General features: G+C 64.9%; 24 protein-coding genes. 9 read left to right on the plus strand and 15 right to left on the minus strand.

The window, feature by feature from the left end; all coding sequences use genetic code 11:
• Positions 1-97: 97 nt before the first annotated feature.
• The 3 genes from NM2_RS31700 to NM2_RS31710 form a co-directional block, all read right to left on the minus strand.
• The gene (locus tag NM2_RS31700; protein WP_067676675.1) at positions 98-1,912 is read right to left on the minus strand and encodes a putative alpha/beta hydrolase; all 1,815 of its coding nucleotides are present in this window, start codon (positions 1,910-1,912) and stop codon (positions 98-100) included.
• A 1-nt stretch (position 1,913) separates the two neighbouring features.
• Positions 1,914-2,231 carry a DUF2563 family protein gene (locus NM2_RS31705; RefSeq protein WP_067676677.1) on the minus strand — a complete coding sequence of 106 codons (318 nt, stop codon included), beginning with the start codon at positions 2,229-2,231 and terminating at the stop codon, positions 1,914-1,916.
• Between the two features lie 158 nt (positions 2,232-2,389).
• Complete coding sequence (locus tag NM2_RS31710; protein ID WP_067676679.1) at positions 2,390-2,782, minus strand: hypothetical protein; 393 nt, start codon at positions 2,780-2,782, stop codon at positions 2,390-2,392.
• 185 nt (positions 2,783-2,967) lie between these two features.
• Between NM2_RS31710 and NM2_RS31715 the strand changes: the two genes are divergently transcribed.
• Together NM2_RS31715 and NM2_RS31720 are read left to right on the plus strand one after the other, a co-directional pair.
• Positions 2,968-3,888: a LysR family transcriptional regulator gene (locus NM2_RS31715; RefSeq protein WP_067676681.1), complete on the plus strand. Its 921-nt coding sequence runs from the start codon at positions 2,968-2,970 to the stop codon at positions 3,886-3,888.
• 41 nt (positions 3,889-3,929) lie between these two features.
• Complete coding sequence (locus NM2_RS31720) at positions 3,930-4,364, plus strand: replication-relaxation family protein (protein ID WP_245718309.1); 435 nt, start codon at positions 3,930-3,932, stop codon at positions 4,362-4,364.
• A 246-nt stretch (positions 4,365-4,610) separates the two neighbouring features.
• Here the strand turns inward: NM2_RS31720 and NM2_RS31725 are convergent, their stop codons facing one another.
• The 4 genes from NM2_RS31725 to NM2_RS31740 all read right to left on the minus strand — a co-directional run bounded on the left by NM2_RS31725 (position 4,611) and on the right by NM2_RS31740 (position 7,058).
• On the minus strand, positions 4,611-5,075 hold the full coding sequence (locus NM2_RS31725) for an NAD/NADP octopine/nopaline dehydrogenase family protein (RefSeq protein ID WP_067676683.1): 465 nt from the start codon (positions 5,073-5,075) through the stop codon (positions 4,611-4,613).
• Positions 5,072-5,482, minus strand: coding sequence for an NAD(P)-binding domain-containing protein (locus NM2_RS31730; protein WP_067676685.1), 411 nt, complete (start codon positions 5,480-5,482; stop codon positions 5,072-5,074). The genes NM2_RS31725 and NM2_RS31730 overlap by 4 nt, the downstream gene beginning before the upstream one ends.
• 177 nt (positions 5,483-5,659) lie before the next feature.
• Positions 5,660-6,058, minus strand: a complete 399-nt coding sequence (locus tag NM2_RS31735; protein ID WP_067676687.1) for a DUF6153 family protein — start codon at positions 6,056-6,058, stop codon at positions 5,660-5,662.
• Between the two features lie 430 nt (positions 6,059-6,488).
• A complete protein-coding gene (locus tag NM2_RS31740; protein ID WP_157121432.1) occupies positions 6,489-7,058 on the minus strand; it encodes a hypothetical protein in 570 nt (189 codons plus the stop codon).
• Between NM2_RS31740 and NM2_RS49495 the strand changes: the two genes are divergently transcribed.
• A complete protein-coding gene (locus NM2_RS49495; protein ID WP_157121433.1) occupies positions 7,057-7,239 on the plus strand; it encodes a hypothetical protein in 183 nt (60 codons plus the stop codon). The two genes, NM2_RS31740 and NM2_RS49495, sit on opposite strands and share 2 nt — an antisense overlap.
• 223 nt (positions 7,240-7,462) lie before the next feature.
• Here NM2_RS49495 and NM2_RS49500 read toward each other — a convergent pair whose 3' ends face one another.
• Together NM2_RS49500 and NM2_RS31745 are read right to left on the minus strand one after the other, a co-directional pair.
• Positions 7,463-7,627 (minus strand): hypothetical protein, encoded by a 165-nt coding sequence (locus tag NM2_RS49500; RefSeq protein WP_157121434.1) that lies wholly within the window; start codon positions 7,625-7,627, stop codon positions 7,463-7,465.
• A complete protein-coding gene (locus NM2_RS31745; protein WP_084531763.1) occupies positions 7,624-8,136 on the minus strand; it encodes an ATP-dependent DNA ligase in 513 nt (170 codons plus the stop codon). Before NM2_RS31745 ends, NM2_RS49500 begins: the two co-directional genes overlap by 4 nt.
• A gap of 173 nt (positions 8,137-8,309) precedes the next feature.
• On the opposite strand from NM2_RS31745, the gene NM2_RS31750 reads away from it, so the two are divergent.
• Positions 8,310-8,654: a hypothetical protein gene (locus tag NM2_RS31750; RefSeq protein ID WP_067676693.1), complete on the plus strand. Its 345-nt coding sequence runs from the start codon at positions 8,310-8,312 to the stop codon at positions 8,652-8,654.
• Positions 8,651-8,914 carry a MerR family DNA-binding transcriptional regulator gene (locus NM2_RS53470; protein ID WP_067676695.1) on the plus strand — a complete coding sequence of 88 codons (264 nt, stop codon included), beginning with the start codon at positions 8,651-8,653 and terminating at the stop codon, positions 8,912-8,914. The genes NM2_RS31750 and NM2_RS53470 overlap by 4 nt, the downstream gene beginning before the upstream one ends.
• Here NM2_RS53470 and NM2_RS31760 read toward each other — a convergent pair.
• The 3 genes from NM2_RS31760 to NM2_RS51985 form a co-directional block, all read right to left on the minus strand.
• A complete protein-coding gene (locus NM2_RS31760; RefSeq protein ID WP_067676697.1) occupies positions 8,892-9,656 on the minus strand; it encodes a GntR family transcriptional regulator in 765 nt (254 codons plus the stop codon). The two genes, NM2_RS53470 and NM2_RS31760, sit on opposite strands and share 23 nt — an antisense overlap.
• A gap of 67 nt (positions 9,657-9,723) precedes the next feature.
• Positions 9,724-10,392 (minus strand): dihydroxyacetone kinase subunit L, encoded by a 669-nt coding sequence (locus tag NM2_RS51980; protein ID WP_067676772.1) that lies wholly within the window; start codon positions 10,390-10,392, stop codon positions 9,724-9,726.
• Between the two features lie 11 nt (positions 10,393-10,403).
• Positions 10,404-11,396 carry a dihydroxyacetone kinase subunit DhaK gene (locus NM2_RS51985; RefSeq protein WP_067676699.1) on the minus strand — a complete coding sequence of 331 codons (993 nt, stop codon included), beginning with the start codon at positions 11,394-11,396 and terminating at the stop codon, positions 10,404-10,406.
• Positions 11,397-11,496: 100 nt separating this feature from the next.
• On the opposite strand from NM2_RS51985, the gene NM2_RS31775 reads away from it, so the two are divergent.
• The 4 genes from NM2_RS31775 (at position 11,497) to NM2_RS31790 (ending at position 17,547) form a co-directional block, all read left to right on the plus strand.
• Entirely contained in the window at positions 11,497-12,279 is a 783-nt protein-coding gene (locus NM2_RS31775; RefSeq protein WP_067676700.1) for a class I fructose-bisphosphate aldolase, read from the plus strand.
• Between the two features lie 25 nt (positions 12,280-12,304).
• A complete protein-coding gene (locus tag NM2_RS31780) occupies positions 12,305-13,648 on the plus strand; it encodes an FGGY family carbohydrate kinase (RefSeq protein ID WP_067676702.1) in 1,344 nt (447 codons plus the stop codon).
• A gap of 55 nt (positions 13,649-13,703) precedes the next feature.
• Positions 13,704-14,987, plus strand: coding sequence for an MFS transporter (locus NM2_RS31785; RefSeq protein WP_084531765.1), 1,284 nt, complete (start codon positions 13,704-13,706; stop codon positions 14,985-14,987).
• 898 nt (positions 14,988-15,885) lie between these two features.
• On the plus strand, positions 15,886-17,547 hold the full coding sequence (locus tag NM2_RS31790) for a phospholipase D-like domain-containing protein (protein WP_067676706.1): 1,662 nt from the start codon (positions 15,886-15,888) through the stop codon (positions 17,545-17,547).
• Here NM2_RS31790 and NM2_RS49505 read toward each other — a convergent pair.
• The 3 genes from NM2_RS49505 to NM2_RS31800 are packed head-to-tail and all read right to left on the minus strand — an operon-like array spanning position 17,514 to position 18,825.
• On the minus strand, positions 17,514-17,984 hold the full coding sequence (locus NM2_RS49505) for a hypothetical protein (protein ID WP_157121435.1): 471 nt from the start codon (positions 17,982-17,984) through the stop codon (positions 17,514-17,516). The genes NM2_RS31790 and NM2_RS49505 overlap by 34 nt on opposite strands.
• Before the next feature lie 44 nt (positions 17,985-18,028).
• A complete protein-coding gene (locus NM2_RS31795) occupies positions 18,029-18,565 on the minus strand; it encodes a TetR/AcrR family transcriptional regulator (RefSeq protein WP_245718310.1) in 537 nt (178 codons plus the stop codon).
• Positions 18,562-18,825, minus strand: coding sequence for a hypothetical protein (locus tag NM2_RS31800; RefSeq protein WP_245718311.1), 264 nt, complete (start codon positions 18,823-18,825; stop codon positions 18,562-18,564). The genes NM2_RS31795 and NM2_RS31800 overlap by 4 nt, the downstream gene beginning before the upstream one ends.
• Between the last annotated feature and the right edge of the window lie 137 nt (positions 18,826-18,962).

The raw sequence follows: 18,962 nt of genomic DNA on the forward strand, positions 1-18,962 counted from the left end.
GCCCGGAAAGCGTGATCAGGCAACACCTTCCGGGAAGCCGACACGGTGTCCCGCCATGGCGCAGTTGGTTCCCCAGCGATGGCGGGGGTGTTCGGTGTCACTGTCCACCCGGTTGCCCCGGGTCCTCGTCCCCTTCGGGGTCGGCCAGCAGATGGTCACGGGCGAGACTGTCGACCTGGTCGGCGACGATCTCGCTGGTGGCCCGCAGGGAATCGCTACCCGCGTCGAAATAGTGCAGGTGATCTTCGGGGGTATAACCGACGATCGGTGTGTCGTACTTCGCGGGCGCTTCGGCTCGGATCCGGACGGCGCCGTAGTCCGATGAGGTGGGATCGGCCTCTCCGCCCTGCGAGGTCAAATGGCTCACGGTGTTCAGATAGGTATGACCGCCGTGGGCGTTCAGGTCGTGGGATGCCTCGCCGACGTAGACGTGTCCGCCGCGGTCGAGATGGAAGTCGGCGGCGTTGTGGGCTTGATCGGTGCTGACGGGGCCCAGCAGCACCACGTCGTCGGCGTGCATGTGACTCGCGGCGGCCGCGTCGGAGGTCACGATGGCTCCGGCGGAATATCCCACCACAGTTACATGTGAGGCGCCCTGGTGGGTGGCTTGTAACCCGTTGACGTCCTGGGCCAGGAGGTTTCCGCCGGCACGTTCTGCGCTGGGGTTGGCACTTGCCACAGCGGTGATGCCGTTCGTCGGGGCGTCGTATCCCATCCAGGCGACGACGGCGGTGTGATGGTTCGGGTCGGCCGTGTTCGATTCTTCGTACAGGTTCTTCGCTTGCGCGTTCTGTACCGCGAACCAGCCCTTGTCCGAACCGTCGCTGGCGCGCACGCTCTGGCTGGCTCCGGGTACGACCACCGCGGTATTGGCTGCGGTGTCCGGGTTGCCGATAGCGATTGCGGCCCTTCCCTTTCCGCCGAATGCGAGTGGCTGGTAGGCGTACAGGTAGGTGGGGTAGCGGCCGGACCTGGGGGCACTCGGAAGACCGTAGGCTGCCAGACCGGCTCGCACGTTGGCCGCATTTCGGTAGCGTGTCACAGCGTCGGGGGTGAGGCAGTACTTCGCGGGATCCTTCAGAATCGCGTCGACCGAGACCCCTTCGGTTTTCGCCAGGCCCTCGACCAGACCGAGATCGGCGTTCATCACCTGTCTGTTCGCGGTGTCACGGTCGGTGACAGGGATTCCATTGAGATTGCCGATCACATCCGCGTGCGCGTCGATCATCGCCTTCTGCTCGGCGGGCGTGAGGTGCTTCCACCAGGTGTACACCTCGTTCGGGTCGGTATTCTGGGCGGCGCTGTCGAGTTCGATCGGTGGCAGATAACCGGCGGATTCGAGCTTGTTCATGTGTTGGTCGAGAACATTCTCGTAACCGTCGACGATCCCCTTCAATTGTCGATACGTCGCGGCCACTACCTTGGCCGCGGTGTCCTTCAGTTCGGGCAAAATCTCGGCCTGAAATTGCGCTCTGCGGGCTTGCATACTGACCGGCACATCGTCGTACTCCGATTCGAGTGCCTTCAGTTCATGATTGAGAGCATTGATGGGAGCGTGTGTCGTTTTCTGCGCGGTGGCGAGCGCCGCCGCGATCTGCTCCAGACTGGTGCCGATCTTGCCCAGCGCATCAGTTGAACCATGCAATCTGGATGAGGCATCCTTCACCGTTGCCGAGTCATCGATCACATCGGTTCCACCCGAGGTGTACGCATCGCGAAAATGCCGGCGAGCGGTGTCGAACGCGCTGTTGGCCTGCCCGACATGAGATCCGGTCTTGTGGAAAGCCTCGGCCATCGTGCTGATACGAAGCGGATCACCTGCCAGTAGCTGATCCTGCAGGTGCCACGGATCGCCTCCGGCCGATTTCGTCAGGTCGGACGCCGAGAGAACATACAGCTTCGGTGGTGGCATCTCACCCCCGCCGGTCGGCGGTATCCCCTACACGCACCGCCGCACCGCCTGCCACGTCCGCCTCCCACAGACTGGTCGTGGCATCGTTGGCCTGCTCGCTGATCCAGGTCAGCCTCCCATGATGATCGTCCAGCGCCCGGACATGCCTCGCATGAATCCGGGACACCACGGTCTCGGCATTCGGAGCCGCTCGGGTCGATCCGAACATTCCCGTGTTCACCTCGGCCGATCGCAGGTGTGCGCGTGCCTGATCCACATGGTCCGCAGCGGTACAGGTGTGCCTCTTGCCATGAGTGAGGCGATCCAGATCCGCGTACATCGGTTCCCTTACCTGTGGAAGTTTCAGAAGACCGAGTTACGGTACATGCCATGGAGAGTCGTCTCCGTCTCTCGCACACTCACCCTTGGGCACTGCCTGAAGCAACAGGCGTATTCCCTCCGACGATCCGTGGCTTCACCGGTATATGTCAGTGTGGCTCAGCCGCAGTGGCCGGGTTGAGAAAACCACACATCGGTCGCCCCGATCCCCGGGCCGGCACCCCCACCCCATCGGATGCACTCGCCCGCTGCGTCAAGTTTGACGGGACCCCCATAGAACTCGAACTGCCCCGGGTCGCTCTTCGCGCGATTGGAGCCTACCGAAACGAATGCGCTCACGAACGTCTTTTTCCCTACGTACTTCGTTTTCCATGTCACAACACAGTTCGTTTTGCCGTTGTAGAGCAGGTGGATGCGCGCGCCATCGATGTCGTGGTGGTCGATCTCGTGGTAGCTACCCCCGCCGCAGGCCTCGATCGGGGAGGACGCCGCGTTCGCCGGGCCGGCCAAGGTCAGCGATCCAGTGAGGACAGCGACTGCCGTGAGGCCCACCCGGGCTCCGCGTGTAAGCATGCGCACTTTTCAAAATCCTTGTCTAGGTGAAGAACTGGTCATCAGGAGCGTTCAGGGGGAATGTGCGGAACGCTACGTTGTTCACCATCGCCTGCCGGATGGCGCGGAATCAACGACAATGTCGGCAACCGATTGTTAAGCCACGGGTTCACAATGAGACGGGTATGGAACTGCGGGACATCGAAATATTCCTGACCTTGGCCAAAGAGCTGCACTTCGGGCGTACCGCCGAGCGACTGCGTATCACCCCCGCGCGGGTGAGTCAGTCGATCAAGAAGCAGGAACGCCGAATCGGCGGACCGCTCTTCGATCGGACCACGCGAGCAGTTCGACTCACACCGCTCGGAGAACAGCTTCATCGCGAGCTCGATGCCGGGTACCGGCAGATCATCGACGGTATCGAAGCGGCCTCCGTCGCCGTGCGCGGCACCACTGGGACACTGACGCTGGGCTGCATGGGGCCATACCCGTTCGGGCGCGCCAGCCTCGTCGATGCGATCGAGCTGTTCCAGAGCCGCCACCCGAAGGCGTGCATGCAGTATCGCGAGATACAGCCATCGGCGCCGCTGGACTCATTGCGGCGCGGCGAGGTCGATGTCGCGTTGGTGTGGTTGCCGGTGAACGAACCGGATCTCACTGTGGGGCCCGTCACGCACACCTCACGGGTGTGGCTCATGGTTGACGCGAACCACCCCTTCGCGCAACGCGTTTCGATCTCCCTGGAAGATCTCGGTGACTGCACCGTAGTGGCCGGCAGCTCGATTCCCCGCTACATGGAACAGGCCCTGAACCCCTACCAAACCCCATCGGGACGACCGATAGCCCGCGGCCCGGTGATGTCCACCTGGCAACAGGTGCTGTACACCGTTGCCTCGGGCCAATGCGTTGCCGGGGTCGTGGAAGAGGTCGCGGACCACTATCCCTGGCCCAGCCTGGCCTTCATTCCGGTTCGCGACGCTCCGCCATGCCGATTCGCGTTGATATGGCGCACCGCTTCGGAAACACCGCTGATCCGGGCATTCGCCCGCACAATACCGCCCGTCGGGACGCCCCACGGCGACCCGGTCGCGCCCGTCCAGCCGTAGCCGCCGCCCGAACGGCGAAGCACGTTTGAACTGCGGAAACAGTGTCGCAGGTTGGTGCCCCCGGCGAGGACCAACTCCACCCCGATGGCTACGGCTGGTTCGAACACGACGGCCGCGTGGTGCGGTTCTTCCTCGAATACGACACCGGCACAGAGTCGTTGAAGACCGTGACGTCCAAACTCGCCGACTACCAAGGCTTCCCGACCGACAAGTTCGGTGTGCTGCTGTTCTCGGTGCATTCGGCCTGCCGCGAGATCGGGTTACGGACCGCGCTGAGTCGCGCGTTGGGCAGCTACGGCCCCGGCCTGGTGATCGCGACCACCAGTCGCGACCTGAGTCACCCCCACGGCCCGGCAGGGCCGGTGTGGGCACTGTGGCCTGCTGAGAGCGGTGCTGCCGTCACCCAACGGCTGCGGCTGGCCGATCTCCCCGAACGCGGTCCGCGCATCGCACACCACACCAGCACATGTTGGTAACCAGCAGAAGCACACTCACTGACGCGATGCGGGCGACTTCACGCCAGCCCGGCCATTTCCATGTGCGGGCGAGCGGGTGGATCAGGATCGCCGCGACGATGGTCTTGAGCACGAGGAACTGCAGTGGTGTGGCGTGGCTCTGGTAGCCCAGTTTCACCAGAATCGGTTCCGCGTCCGCGGCGAGCAGCGCCAGCAAGGTCCAGGCCAGGGCCGCGCTTCGGCGTCCATCTGTGCCGGGGGGCGTGGTCATAGCATCGCGTCGACGATGCCGCAGACATCCAGGCCGTCCCAGCCCAGACGGGTCAGTGTGCGTCCGGTTGACAGGAAGTCCTCGCCGCACAGTACCGAGGCGATGTGCACGACCGAATCGAGCATGGGTGTGGACAGCCCGGCCACCCGTGCGAGCCCGAACAGTGGCACGAGTGTGCAGGGGACGTCTTCGGTCAGGTAGCGGTGGTCGAGGGTGTCGGGTGCGAGGCTGTGCCGATAGTTCGGCACCGACCGCATGGCGTCCAGCAGCGAGGTCGTTTCGCAGCCGTAGTAGCGTGCCAGCAGCTGGCTCATGGAGATCAGGTTGGTGTCGTAAGCTGCGGCCACGGTGTGGAATTCGTGTTCCATGCGTTCGAGCAGGGTGATGGTGCGTTCGGTGAAGCCTTCGTAGTAGAACTTGAAGGGTTGCTGGCGGTCGACCTGGTTGGCGTTGGCGATCATGGTGACCGGGTGGCACAGGGCACCGAAGTCGGTGAGGCCACCGATCCCGCGAGTTTGCCGCTGAACAGGACGAGCGTGTGCTGTTCGCTCAGATGCGGACCCAGCCGCGCCACCACCTCGGGATACGCACCGGTCGGGGTGGTCAGGAAGATCGTGGTGCACTCGGTGGCGGCGCGCCAGTCCTCGGTGATGGCCTGCAGGGGATAGACGCCTTCCAAGCGGCCGATCGCGCGCACCGTCCGCGTCCGTCGAATCGGACCCGTCTTGGCCGCATCGCGCACCAGCAGGCGGACGCCGTAGCCCTCGGCCGACAGCCACGCGGCAAGAGCGCGCGCCGAGCCGCCGCCGACGACAGCGATCTGCTCGGTGCGCGGTGTTGGCGAATCAGACTCCCCGGGCCGCGTCATGAGAAGCCTCTGCTTTTCCTGCTCCCGTACCGATGCCCAGGAATCCCCGCCGGTTCAGCGGCGGGTGGGCAAACCGGCTGGACGACATGGATTTCTCCCGGTGAATTGTGCGAAAAGGGTTGTGACAGATCGGAACCCGCGTCCGGACGTTTGCCTGTGGAAGCGCGGGAGGACCTGTCAGACCCGCAGGATCGACAATTCGGCCAGGGACGGCACAGTCCAGGGTGGCGGCCGCTCACGATACGTGTGCCCGAGCAGGGCCTTGAACCGGCTCACCGCCACCGACGCAGTCCCCGACCACGCGAGCACGACGAGACCGATCACGATCGCTGTCGCCGAGAGGATGAATTCGCACGCATGCATCGCACCGGGGCAGGACATGTCGTGGCCGATGAAGGCTGCCGGGCCGGGCCCCGGCGAGGGTGCGACGATCGAGTGCTCGGGCATGATCCGGTGCGTATCGGCGCAGATCGAGAACACCCCGGCGTGCATGGCCGCGACACCGAATACCAGCAGCAACAATCCCAGTAACCGGGTTCGCCCGGATACCGCAGACAGCACACGCTGTTCGCCCACGACGTCATGATACGGACACCCGAAACCCGCCCCTACCACGCACAAGGCACGAATCCGGGACTGGTCCCCACGGAATCAGGCTCACGCAGAGCCGCTGCGGGCACGAGGCCAGCGGCAGTGCCTCGCGCCCAGCCGGTGGGATAGATGATTCGAGTTCCCTGGCGTGCTCAGCCTCGAGTGGGATGGCAGCTAACGGTGCCCGCCCGGCAGGTGCCAGTGATGGTCACCGAGCGCCGCCGTTTCCGAGGCGCCGTCGGCGAAGATGATCTGACCGGTCACGAAGCGGTTGTCTGCGCTGGCCAGCCAGCAGATTAGCTGAGCGACCCATTCCGGGTGACCCGGGAAACCCCGCCGAACGGTTGCGGCGCAGCGCTTTCGACGGTCATGTGCACGTTCTCGCCGGTGAGTATGTAGGCGGCTGCGCGGACAACTACGGGTATCCGCTGATCTTCAGTCCGGTTTCGGACAGCCTTTTCAGTACCGAGTCGGGGAATAGCTCACGCGGGATCACGTGGAACATCGGCGACCGCAATCGGATGACAATCACGGAACCGCGCACCTCGAGCCGTCCGATGTCGGCGTGGTACAGCCTGAAATATGTTGTCGGCGAGGCGAAATCGGCCGCTTCCGCGCCATGGCGGGCAGTCGAGACTGCGCCGTCTGCATAGGATCTGCCGAGCCGCTGCTCGAATACTTTCTCTGTCTGTTGTGTCTGCACCCAGGAGCGCCAGGCAATGATCAAGACGGTAAACAATGCGAGCAGGGCGCCGCCCTCGCCCCAGGCAGCGCTGGCCAAGGCGATGATAGTCACGGCGTAGGCCATCAACCACGCGAGGCGTCGCAGCTGAAACGTCATGTAGCGCACGTAGGTTCGGGACAGCTGCCCTGCGGTGTCGGGCCCTGCGGTGAAAGTCGCAGTCGGATCATTCAGCGTGGGAAATGCGGGTAGGGGCCTGTCCGGGTGTGCCGAGTTCGCCTCTGGCAGCGGGGGATCTGTCATGCGCATGGATTTTAACCCGGCTGATACCGACGATCGGGCGTATCCGCGTAATACGGTGACCACTATCGGTCCGGTCAATCCCCGACTAGCACAAAAACAGTGGATTGCAGTGTCGCTGAACAGCGCCGGTGACCACTACACCCTGCGCACAGTGACACCCATCGTCTGTGGCGCCAGCTGAGGCGCAGCCAGCCCACCACAGCGGTGACAACTGCAACCTGCAAACCGTGACAACTACGATCTGCAACCTCTAACGAAGCAAAAGGCCAGCTCGCCTCACCGGTGACAACCAAAACCTGTCGTCACACCGAAACTGTGGGGAAGGGTGACAGCTGGTGACCGCGCGTCGCGGCGATTCGGCTGCCATGACGCCGGATCAGGCGATCAAGCTGCTTGCCGTCCGATTATTGGGCCGGGAGGAGGAACCGGATCGGCCACCAGTACGGGTAACTGCCGGGCGCGGTCTCGGCCTGTGGCGCGATCAGCGCGACCTCGTCCTCGATCTCGGTAACCGCGAAGACTTGGTCGCTGTCGGCGGACGTTTTGACCAGGTCACCAATTTCGATCACGTGTCAACAATATCGGCCCGGTTCACGCTTCCGTGCGGGCAATCTCGAGTCCCAACCGCACACCACCGCGCCCAGTGGCGGCATCCGGTCGGATCCCGGTGCGAGAACATCCGAAGCCCGGTCAGCAACATCCGATGCCAATGAATGATCAGCTCGGCCACCCGATCTCGGTGACGTCGACGTCGCTGCGGACGCCTTTGAACGAGGGCTGGCGCAGCACGCCGTATGGAGTTGGTTCGTTTCAGCACGATGCCCTCCAGCCCGGCATCCGCCGCGATCCGCGGCATCCGCTCGGGATCTTCACCGATCCACGTCGGCGGCACGCGTATCGGTCCGCCATCGAGGTGCAGTTCGTCCAGGCGTTCGCGGCGTTCGAGATAGGGCAGGTCCATGACCGATTCCGCAGCGATTTCCAGAACGTCGAACACGAAATAACGCACCGGCACCGCTGCCCGCAATGCGGTGGACGGGCGTGTGCCGAGTCGGCGCTGGAGTCGGCCGAAGTTCAGAGCGCTTTATCTCCAGTTGTCAATGCAACTCCCTGATTGAGCCGCAATTAGCGAAGAGGCACGTGAGTTACGTCGACGTAGGTGCGGTGACAGCTCGGGTGGGTCGTGGCCTGATGTCGGTCGGGGTTTTCGGGGTTGCATCCTGTACCTGGGTACAGGCTTACCGTTGCGGCATGACGATTTCGCCTGCTGAGGGCAATTGGGTACCGGATGCGTGCACGCTGCCGACGGTCGAGCAGCCGATCCGGGTCGCCGAGTTCGGCCGCTTCTTCGCCGAGTCGGTGCGGCGCCCCCGCCGCTCGGCACCCACGGTGCTGGAGGTGGTGGCAGACCCCGGTGCCGAGCCGGTCGCCCGGGATCTTGCCGCGCGCGAGTCGAGGTGTTGCTCGTTCTTCGGGTTCGAGTTCGCTTCCACTGATGCCGAACTGGTGATGCAGGTCGGTGTCCCCGATGTCTACGTCGGGGTGCTCGACGCCTTCGCTGGGCGCGTGGAGGCCGCGAGCGGCGGCAACCGATGAGCGCCGGTTTACGCACGAGCGAACTGGCCGCTGCAGCGGGCGTGAACACCCAGACCTTGCGCTATTACGAGCGTCGGGGTTTGCTGGCCGAGCCGGACCGCACTCTCGGCGGGCACCGGGTATATCACGATCAGGCGCTCACGGTGTTGCGGGGAAGGCGTTTCGGCCGTCCGGCCTGCGCCCAGCTGCGGCTGATGTGGGGAGCCGGGCCGGTGTTCGCACCGGCCTGGTTGCTGGTTATCCGCCCGTGTCGACGTTGACTTCGAGCGGGATGACGTCGCTGCGCACCCAGGTGTCGTAGACGTCGTACCGGTCGCCACCAGGGGTCCAGGAGGTGGATTGGATGTGCAGGAGCGGGGTCGAGGCTGTGACTCCCAATGCGGCCGCGATCTCCGGCGTCGGCGCCACCGCACGGATCGCGCGGTGGGCGCCGCCGAGGGTGTAGCCCGCGTTCGCGAGAAGCTCGCTGAGCGAGGCCCGGCCCTCGAGTACTTCCTGTGCCGAGGCCACCACCGGGACGAGATCGGGTGGGCTGTAGTTGACGCTGTAGAGCGCGGGGACGCCGTCGAGCGAGCGCAGCCGGGTCAGCCGATAGCCCGCGGTGTTCTGCGCCACCTGCAGTGCCTGACATGCGTAGTCGGGCAGGATGGTCGGACCGTGACTCAGCACCGTGGTCGTCACCGAGCGATTCTGGTGGCCGATCGCGTTCTCCAGAAACCCTTCCGGGCCCTGGATCACCCAGCCGCGCTCGGCGCTGGGTTCGCTGGCGAAGACCCCGCGCCCGGGTACCCGGTTCGCCAGTCCACGCGATTCGAGCAACTGGAGCGCCTGACGGACGGTGGCCCGGGACAGACCGAACTCGGTGCACAGCTCGTTCTCGCTCGGGAGTCGCTCCCCGTGCGCGATCGTTCCGCTGGCCAGGCGCCGCTCGAGCGCCGCGAACAGCTGTTGGTAATAGGGGGTCGACGACTGGCGATCGATCGCATCGGTGGCCGCTACCACACGTACTCCCTCCCGTAGTTCGCAACGATCGCATTCGAGTCTAATCGTCCGTACGGTCCGTACGAAGTCAGCCGATCCAGCTCGTGTCGACTGTCACAGGATTCTCCCCGACCGCCGCGAACGCCGACTGGAGAACCAGTGCCGCCGCTGCCGCGCCGGGGTCGGGCACGCCGCGCGCCACATCGCCGACGTAGCTCGCACGTCCGCGCTTGGCGACCAGCTCGGCCGTGCTCAACGCTCCTGCCACGGCGGCGCGTGCCGTTGCCGCAAGCACTTCGGCAGGCTCGGCCGCTGCAGCGATCAGCGATTCCAACGTGCGGGCGGCGGGGCTGAGCGCGTCCACCATCGTCTTGTGCCCGACCTGTGCCTTGCCGTAGCGCTGCACGGTCGCGAGGCCGGCGCTCAAACCCGCCGAAAGCTCGGCCAGCGTGGGCTCGGGGGCCTCGCAGCAGCGTGCCAGCTCGCGGAAGAACATTCCGAACAGCGGCCCGCTCGTCCCTCCGGTTCCGAGGAAACCGCGCGATACGGCCGTGAGCCAGCCCCGGTAGTCCCGCGGCGGCTCAGCGTCGATGTTCTCCTGCGCGCGGCGCAGGGCCGCGGCGATATTGGCGCCGAAATCGCCGTCTCCGGACCGCCGGTCCAGATCGGCGAGCGCCTCGGTGCGTTCGACGAACGTCGCGAACAGAGTTTCGACCCAGCGCCGGCCGAAGCCGTGTGGAAGTGGTGTATCGGTCATGGCAGGTCCCTTCACCAGGTCCAGGCAGGGGTGCGCACGGGCGCTTCCCACAGAGGTATCAGGTCGGTATCAGCGGGCAGCAGGGTGAGTGAAAGTCCGACCATGTCGAGCGAGGTCACGTAGTTGCCTGCCAGCGAGCCGGCGATGGCGATGCCGCGGTCTGCAAGAATCCGGTGCACCGCGCGGGCGGCGACGCCGATCTCGATCGGGTACGTGCCGCCGAGACCGTTGACGATCGCGATGACCGACGATCCCCGCGTCAGCCCCAGGTCCGTGACCAGCGGGTCGATCAGCAGGGCTGTCAATGCGTCGGCGTCGGCGAACCGCACGCGACCGGTGCCTCGTTCGCCGTGGACCCCGACCCCCAACTCGACCTCGTCCATGCCCAGCGTGAAAGCCGGCTCGGTCGCACCGGGATGGGTGCCCGCGCTGAGCGCGAAGGCGAGTGTGCGAGAGTTGCGTGCTACGCGTCGGCCCAGTTCGGCCACCTCGCCGAGTTCGGCGCCCGCTTCGGCGCTCGCGCCGCAGATCTTCTCCACGGCGAGCACCGCGGCCGTCCCGCGGCGGCCCGGCCCGTCGTCGTTCTGCGTGGCGAGATCGTCGTCCACGAGTACGACCTCGGTCTCGACCGCATCGTTGCCCGCGAGCTCACTGGCGATCTGAAAGTTGAGCACGTCCCCGGTGTAGTTCTTGACGATCTGAACCACACCGCGGCTGGAGTCGGCCGCGACGGTGCCCTCGTGGACTTGCAGGGCGGTCGGGCTGGCGAACACCGCGCCGGGCACCGCCACGTCCAGCATGCCGGTGCCGACGAAACCGGCATGCAGCGGCTCGTGTCCCGCCCCGCCGCCCGAGACCAGCCCGACCTTGTCCCGCGCGGGAGTCGCCCGGGTGACGATCCCGGCCCGCGGGTCGTAGGCGATCAGGGTGGGATGAGTGAGTGCCAGGCCTTCCAATGCCTCCGCGGAGGCATCTTCGGGCCGGTTCAGGATCTGACGACGCACGTCGCTGTTCTCCTTCGATCGACTGTTGACGAGTACAACTCCAGCTCGTACTGTATGGACAGTACAGTCTGTACGTACAATACGGAAGGCGGAATTTGGCATGTCCATGGAGTACCGGATGCGGCGGACGCTACCGAGCGATCGCGTCGCGATCATCGTGCCTGTCGACCACGGCCTGATCTTCAATCGGATCGCCGGGTTGGAAACCCCCTCGGCTCCCTTCGAGACGTGGGGCTCGCAGGATGTCACCGGCTTCATGATGACGCCCGGTCAGGTGAAGCAGACCGAGCGCTTCTTCGCCCGCAACCCGCACCTGACGCGAGTGCTCACCGTCGACACCTACTACGACTACACCCAGCTCGATGGTGGTGGCTCCCATAAGCTGATCACCACGGTCGAGGAGGCCGTGCGCCTGGGCGTCGACGCGGTGAAGATGCTGTTCCCGTGGAACATGTCCAACGCGGAGCGGGCCGCGCTGTGCGACCGCGTCGGCAAGGTCGTCGCCGCGTGCGACGCGTGGGATATTCCGCTGGTGCTCGAGCCGGTGCTCATCGGCGCCCCACGGACCGAAGAGGTCATCGAGGAGGAGGAGAAGATCGCGCGGATCGCCTACGACCTCGGCGCCCACATCATCAAGATCGCGTTCCCCGGTGAGGAGCGCACCCGGCGCCTGATCGAAGAGCTGAAGGTGCCACTGGTGATCGCGGGCGGCCCGCTGTCGGGCGACCCGGCGGATACGGTGGATGCGGTAGCGCAGACCATCCGCGCCGGTGCGCGCGGCGTGATCGTCGGGCGCAACATCTGGCAGCGTGAGCGCACCGAGGGTGAGAAAGTGCTCGCCGAGATTGCGACGCTCACGCACAGCGTCGGTTTCACCGACTGACCACCGGCGAAGGGAGGTGACGAATATGCGCAGGCGGGTGCGGGTGGTGCTCGGTGTCGATGTGGGCAGCACCAATGTCAAGATCGTCGCGCTCGACGCCGACGGTCACGTCGTGGCCCGGGTGCGCCGCCTGACCCCGCGCGGCCCGGACGGGCTGTCCATCGATGCGATGGAATTGTTCGACCTGCTCGAAGAATTGGTCATCGCGGCATGTGGCGACGACTACGCCGTCGCTGCCGTCTGCGCCGCCGGGATCGGCGAGGATGGTGTCCTGGTCGACGTCGGCGGCCGGCCGCTGAGTGCCGCTCTGTCCTGGTTCGACCCGCGCCGGACCGCAGTGTTCGACGATCTCGCCGCCGAGTTGCCGCTCGCCACGGGTCTGGGTGTCGCCACCGATCCTGCCCGCACGCTGGTCGGGTGGGCCTGGTCCCGGAGTCGGCTGGGTGACGTTCCTCCGGCGGAGTGGCTGGCACTGACGGATTTCGCGTCCTCCCGCTGGTCGGGCGTGCACTTCCTCAGCGACACCCTGGCGGCTCGCACCGCTGCCTGGCGGGTCGAGAGCCGGACTTGGGTACAGGACCGGGTCCTGGCGACGCTCGGTGCGCTGGAGTTGCTACCCACAGTGCTGCGTGCGGGGGAGTTGGTGGGCCCGCTGCGCTCGCAGCGGCTGCGGGCCGCGGGCGTGCTCGCCGAGGACGCGGTCGTCGTCGCGGGCGGACACGACCACCCGATCGGCGGCTGGGGCGTCGACCAGCTCAGCCCCGGGGCGATCCTGGATTCGATGGGCACTGCTGAAGTCGTTGTGGCACAGGTGAAGTCGGTGCCATTTCCAGTGTACGACGGGCTCGATACCGGACCCGGGATCGGAGGCGGCGGCCTCACCGTGTTGCGCGTCGAGGAACTGGCACGCAACGTAGCATGGGCCTCGCGGGACCAGGCCGTGGCTGCGGCGCTTCAGAAAATGCTCAACGGCGATCTGCAACCGGACGAGTACCTCAATTCGCACGTATTCCGGCCGGGCGCGGCCGGTGGATCCCCGCCGTGCTATACGCCGGATGCACCCACCGAGGCCGTTTCACGCGCGTCGGCGGTGCTCGGCGCGCTCGCCGCTCTCGGTGGGCAGGCCATCGCCCACATCTCGGCGCTGATGCCCCCCGATGCCAGAGTTTTCACCGCCGGTGGCTGGGCACGCTCGCGTGGCTGGATCGAGATCAAACAGGCCGTCACCGGACGGGAAGTCACCGCGATCGCCGAGCCCGAGACGACTGCCGCGGGAGCCGCGCTGCTCGCGGCGAACATGCTCGGCTGGAGGCTCGACCCCGCCGTGACGCTCACCCATCACGCGGTTCCCGCCGTTCCGCACCTCTGAATTTTTCCCGCATCCGAAAACCTTCACCTTCGAACCTCAACGCTGAGGGAGCATCATGCTGTCCGAACAATCGCGCACACTCGTCGACCGACTCGGTATGCCGACACCACTGATCTGGGGTTACCTGGGCGTTCTTTTTTTCATGATCGGGGACGGCATCGAGAGCAACTACCTCTCGCCCTATCTCGTCGGCCGGGGCTTCGCCGAGAACCATGTCGCGGCAGCCGTCAGCGTTTACGGGATCTTCGTCGCCCTCGGCTCGTGGCTGGCCGGAACCCTCTCGGCGATGCTCGGTCCGCGGCGGGTCATGTTGGCCGGCGCGATCGTGTGGGCGGTCCTCGAGGTTGTTCTGCTGGCTCTCGCAATCCCCAGCGGCTCGGAGCTTTTCGTCACGATCGTGTACGGATTGCGCGGTGTCGGATACCCGTTCTTCGCCTACGCCTTCCTCGTGTGGATCAACAGCGCGGCCCCGGCTCGGCAACGCGGAACCTCGGTGGGCTGGTTCTGGTTCGCCTTCGGCGCCGGACTTCCCACTCTGGGATCGCTGGTGGCCAGCGCAAGCATTCCGTTCCTGGGGGAGTACGGCACCTTCTGGGTCGGGCTCGGGCTCGTCGTGCTCGGCGCGGTCGGTGCGCTGCTGGGAGTGCGGGACCTGCGCCATGCCGGACCGACCATGATCGAAGAGGGCTCGTCGTTGCGGAGTCTGGTCAGCGGCATCACGATCCTGTGGCGCGAGCCGAAGGTCAGCGCCGGCGCCTTCGTCCGGCTCGTCAACACCGCCCCGAACTTCGCCTTGTTCGTGGTCGCACCTATTTTCTTCACTCACACCATCGGTTTCAGCCAGGGCGAGTATCTGCTGCTGGTGACCTGTGTCTACACCACGAACATCTTCGCCAACCTGGTCTTCGGCATCGTGGGCGACAAGTTCGGCTGGCGCCGCACCGTTACCTGGTTCGGTTGTGTCATGTGTGCGGTCGGGGCACTGCTGCTGTACTACGTGCCCCTGGCCGTCGGCCCGAACTTCGTCGTAACCCTGTTGTGCTGGGCGGTTTTCGGCATCGGTCTGGCCGGGTTCGTGCCGCTGACCGCCCTGATGCCCGCCGTCGTCGACAAGGCGGACTCCGGCAGCGCTCTGGCGATCTACAGTCTCGCTGCGGGACTGTCCGCATTCGTCGGCCCCGCCATCGCCGCCCTGCTCGGCGGCAGCGCCCACATGGGGATCGCCATATGGATATTCGTTGCGCTCTACCTGGCGGCGGCGCTGGTGAGCCTCACTCTCGGGTCCGAGGTGGACCCAGGCGTGGCGACCACCTTCGGAGTTCGTGCCGAAGTGGGATAACCGGGTTGTGCCAGTTGGCCTGTGCGGGCATGTGCGCGGGAGGCACACATGCCCGCATTGGCATGGCAGGTTGGTCGGTCGGAGTTGGCCGCAGTCTTGCCGCGCCGCTGTGCCCATATCGAGCGTTTCCTCGCCGCACGAGCTTGTCCGCCACGCTGAACGCGCGACGCCGCCTGGGCTCGTCAGCTCGTAGCCCCGGTGAATCCATCGGTCCGTTGTGGCCCCCGCTCGTCGAGGTCCTCGCTCTGGTGGTCATGAAGAAATTGATCCGTATCTTCGCCCCGCGTCATGCCGACTTGCTGTGAACCAGTGGACTCAACTCGGCCTGACACGCAGGGCAGTGAATCGTGTAAAGCAAGTGGCTCATTAGGCCATGGTTTCATGGTCGTGACCGGCTCGATTGTGCGCTTTCAACTTAGTTTTGTGGCCGATATATCTGCACTTGGAACAGATATTCCCTTCTTTTTCTGTGACATAACGGAGTTCGGCCCAACCCTGAACACGAAATCGGCCCTTTCAGTTCCCTGGAAAGTCTGCGTTGATGTGATGTTGCAGTGGATCGCGCCTGACGTCTCGCGAATGTCGGAGATAGGCGCCCCGGTGGCGCGCGTGCCGTCTTCAGTATGTGGGTCGGGAGCGACGATGTCTCGGGTATCGCACAACTTGAATTCGGATCGAGGGCCTTCGCGAAGTCGCGTCGGCATACTCGCCCTCAACAACGAGATAGCCACTAGAATCAGTAACGTCATACCTGTTTGGATCAACAGACGATCGGTCTCTGGCGGCTTTGAGTCGCGTGGTGAGATGGCGGGTTCGGGCTGACCGTCCGAGCGATCTCCCGGAGTACCCGCATTCATAGGTTTGCCCTGGCAATTCAGCCTGGAAAGGGGCGAGGGGCATGCTGGTACGGATCCATCACGACGGTGACGACGTGCTGATCGCATGGAAGCCCGACGGATTCATTCCCGGGTGCCGCGGCTTCGCGCTGCTACGTCGCCGCAACGGAATCGAAGAGGTCGTCAGCACCTGGGTCGGATTCGCCGACGACCAGGCCGCGGCCGGCGAACGTCGTGCGTCTACGAACTGGCCGATCCAGAAATACCAGTGGACCGATTACATGACCAACCCGGGTGACAGGGTGGCGTACCGGGTACTGCCGATGGTCGGGGCCGACAAGGCCAACCTTCGACCGGACCCTGACTCGGCGAGCGATTGGACCGACGAGATCACGCTGACTCACGAGGCATCGTCCAACATCGAGGCGGTGTTCAACCGCGGAGTAGTTGCCGCGCAGTGGGTTTCACGCCGGTTGGGGGTCACCGGCCACGAACTGCAGAACACCAAGCTGGAAACCGTGATCGGGACACCCGGGGATCCACTACGGGACTACCTCGCCGGGCCACTGGGAACGCGGTTGTTCGCGCTGCTGGACGCCGCTGCCCGGGACGGGCGCGAGGTGTACGCGGCGCTCTACGAACTCGACGACCCCCAGCTGACAGCCGCTCTGGCGCGGCTCGGTGACCATGCGCATGTTGTTTTGGCGAACGGGAGTGTGAAGAAGAAGGGGGATGATCAGAACGCCGAGGCCCGCGATGAGTTGCGTGGGCAGATCGAGTTGCATGATCGGATGTGTTCGCCGCGCGCTTTGGGGCACAACAAGTTTCTGGTCGTTTGTGACCAGGACGCCACGCCGCGATGGGTGTGGACCGGCAGCCAGAACTGGACCATGACCGGGTTGTGTACCCAGGCCAACAACTCGCTGTTGATCGAGGACCCCGACCTGGCTGAGCATTACCGGCAACAATGGACCTTGCTCGAGGATGCTGGCGACGCTACACCGGAAACCCTGCGTGCCCACAACAGTGAACCCTCGGACCGCCCGGTGGGCGCGGCCCGTATGCGACTGTGGTTCACCCCCACCCATGAACACGTCGATCTCGAAGATGCACGGCCGATCATCACCGGCGCACAGACCGCCATCCTGTTCCTGATGTTCAACCCTGGTCCGAAGGACTCCCTGCTCAACACGATCCTCGACACCGCCCGCGCGGGACGCCGCGGCGAGCGTCTCTACATCCGCGGCGTATTGAACCAGGACCCGAGCACTACGGCCAACCCGGTGCATCTGTTCGATCAGGAGAACACCGAGAAGGCCGACTTCGACGTCGTCCTGCCCGCAGCCATCGACGCACCAACGACGTTCTTCCAGGAAGAACTCGAGAAGCTGGATCGAGCGTTCGCGATGGTGCACAGCAAGGTCATCGTGGTCGACCCCTTCGGATCGAACCCCGTCGTGCTCACCGGCTCACACAACCTCGGCCCGAAGGCCAGCGGGACCAACGACGAAAACCTGCTCGTCATTCGCAACACACCGGGCCTGGCGGACGCTTACGCGACGAACATCATGTCCGTCTACAACCAGTACCGGTGGCGCTTCCGCCGGCACCTGCAACCAGCGGCCAAACGATGGAAAGGCCTGGCCGACAGCGACTCATGGCAAAGCTGGCATCTGAAACCCGACAGCCCTCAGCTTCGTGAGATCAACTTCTGGGTCGAGTAGCCCGGAACACACACCGTATATATCCAGGCGACTCCTGAGCAGAATCGTTCAACGTCTTTCGCGTTGTCCCCGGTAGGTGAGAGCACATGAACTGTCTTCCCATCATCTATATCCGCGGGTACGCCGGCGCCACAAGCGGAATCGACAGACAGGTTGACGATCCCTTCTACGGGTTCAATGAAGGCGCTACCCACATCCGGGTCGGAGGAGGCGATGGAGATCCGATGTTTTATCAGTTCGAGGGCCCGTTGCTTCGGCTGATGATCGACGAGAATTACAGGCTGCTCGTCCAAGGAGATCAACACGCCTACCTCGAGACCGCCGAGGACGACGAGATCGACGCGGCATCGATCTGGGTGTACCGGTTCTACGACCAGGCGGCGACAACCTTTTCCGCCCCGCAGCACCACAATGCCTGGCAGCGAATTCAGCGGCATTTCCGTGCCGACGGCTTCGATATCGAAGGGGCCGCTGCAGGGCTCTACGATCTGATTGAACTCGTCTTACGCAAGACCAAACCCCCCGCAGTGGCGGCAGAACCCAAGAAGGTGTTTCTAGTCGCGCCGGCAGTGACGTCATCGCGCACGACGCCTGCCGTGCGTGCACGATTGAGCAGGTTGGCGACGTGACCGGTGAGTTCTGCCGCGACTCCCGGTGCGGCGGTGCGCAAGTCGAACTCGGCCGCGGTGAGTGCACTTTTGACCGTGGCGTTCTCGGCGCCGTTGGCCATCATCCGTGACAGCAGCGCGAACACGGCCTCCGGATCGTCGGTGGCGGCCAGCGTTGCCGCCTCGGCGATCAACTGCTCGAGCTGATCGATCGCGACGGCGAGATACAACGCCTCTTTGGTGGGAAAGTGCCGATGGACCGTGCCGGGGCCGACACCGGCTCGTCGCGCGATCTCGTCGAGCGAGACACCGAGACCTTCCCGGGCGAACAACTGCTGCGCGGTCTGCAACACGCTAGCCACAACTACCTCCGAGGTCCCTTCGTCACTGCGTGACCCCTCGATGGTCACACGACCAATGTGATTTGCGAGAGTGGCGGCAGCTCTTGTGGCCGGTCGTCGGTGATCCAGGCGTACTCGATGCCGGAGAGGTAGCCGTCGGTGACCCACACTGTGATCTCGCCGGTGTAACCGCCCTGTGTGTCGTGGACCTGAGCGGCTACGGGGATCTCGCCGTCTGCGATGTCTGCCCGCGTGCACGCCGGGGCGACCCTCAGATCGACGCTGGGCGATCCTTCTCCCCAAGTCGCGACGACCTCAGTGTGGGGCACCTGTGCGCGAAGCTGCTGTGCCCCATCGAAATCCGCCGAGAGCAGGCTATTCAAGATCTCGGCCTCACGACCAGTCAGCGGCCGGGGGTACCGGTACTACACCTAACGTCGTTCACCTTCCGGTTCAGGGAATGAAG

It is taken from the genome of Nocardia miyunensis NBRC 108239, from assembly GCF_001613065.1.
GTDB lineage: Bacteria > Actinomycetota > Actinomycetes > Mycobacteriales > Mycobacteriaceae > Nocardia > Nocardia miyunensis.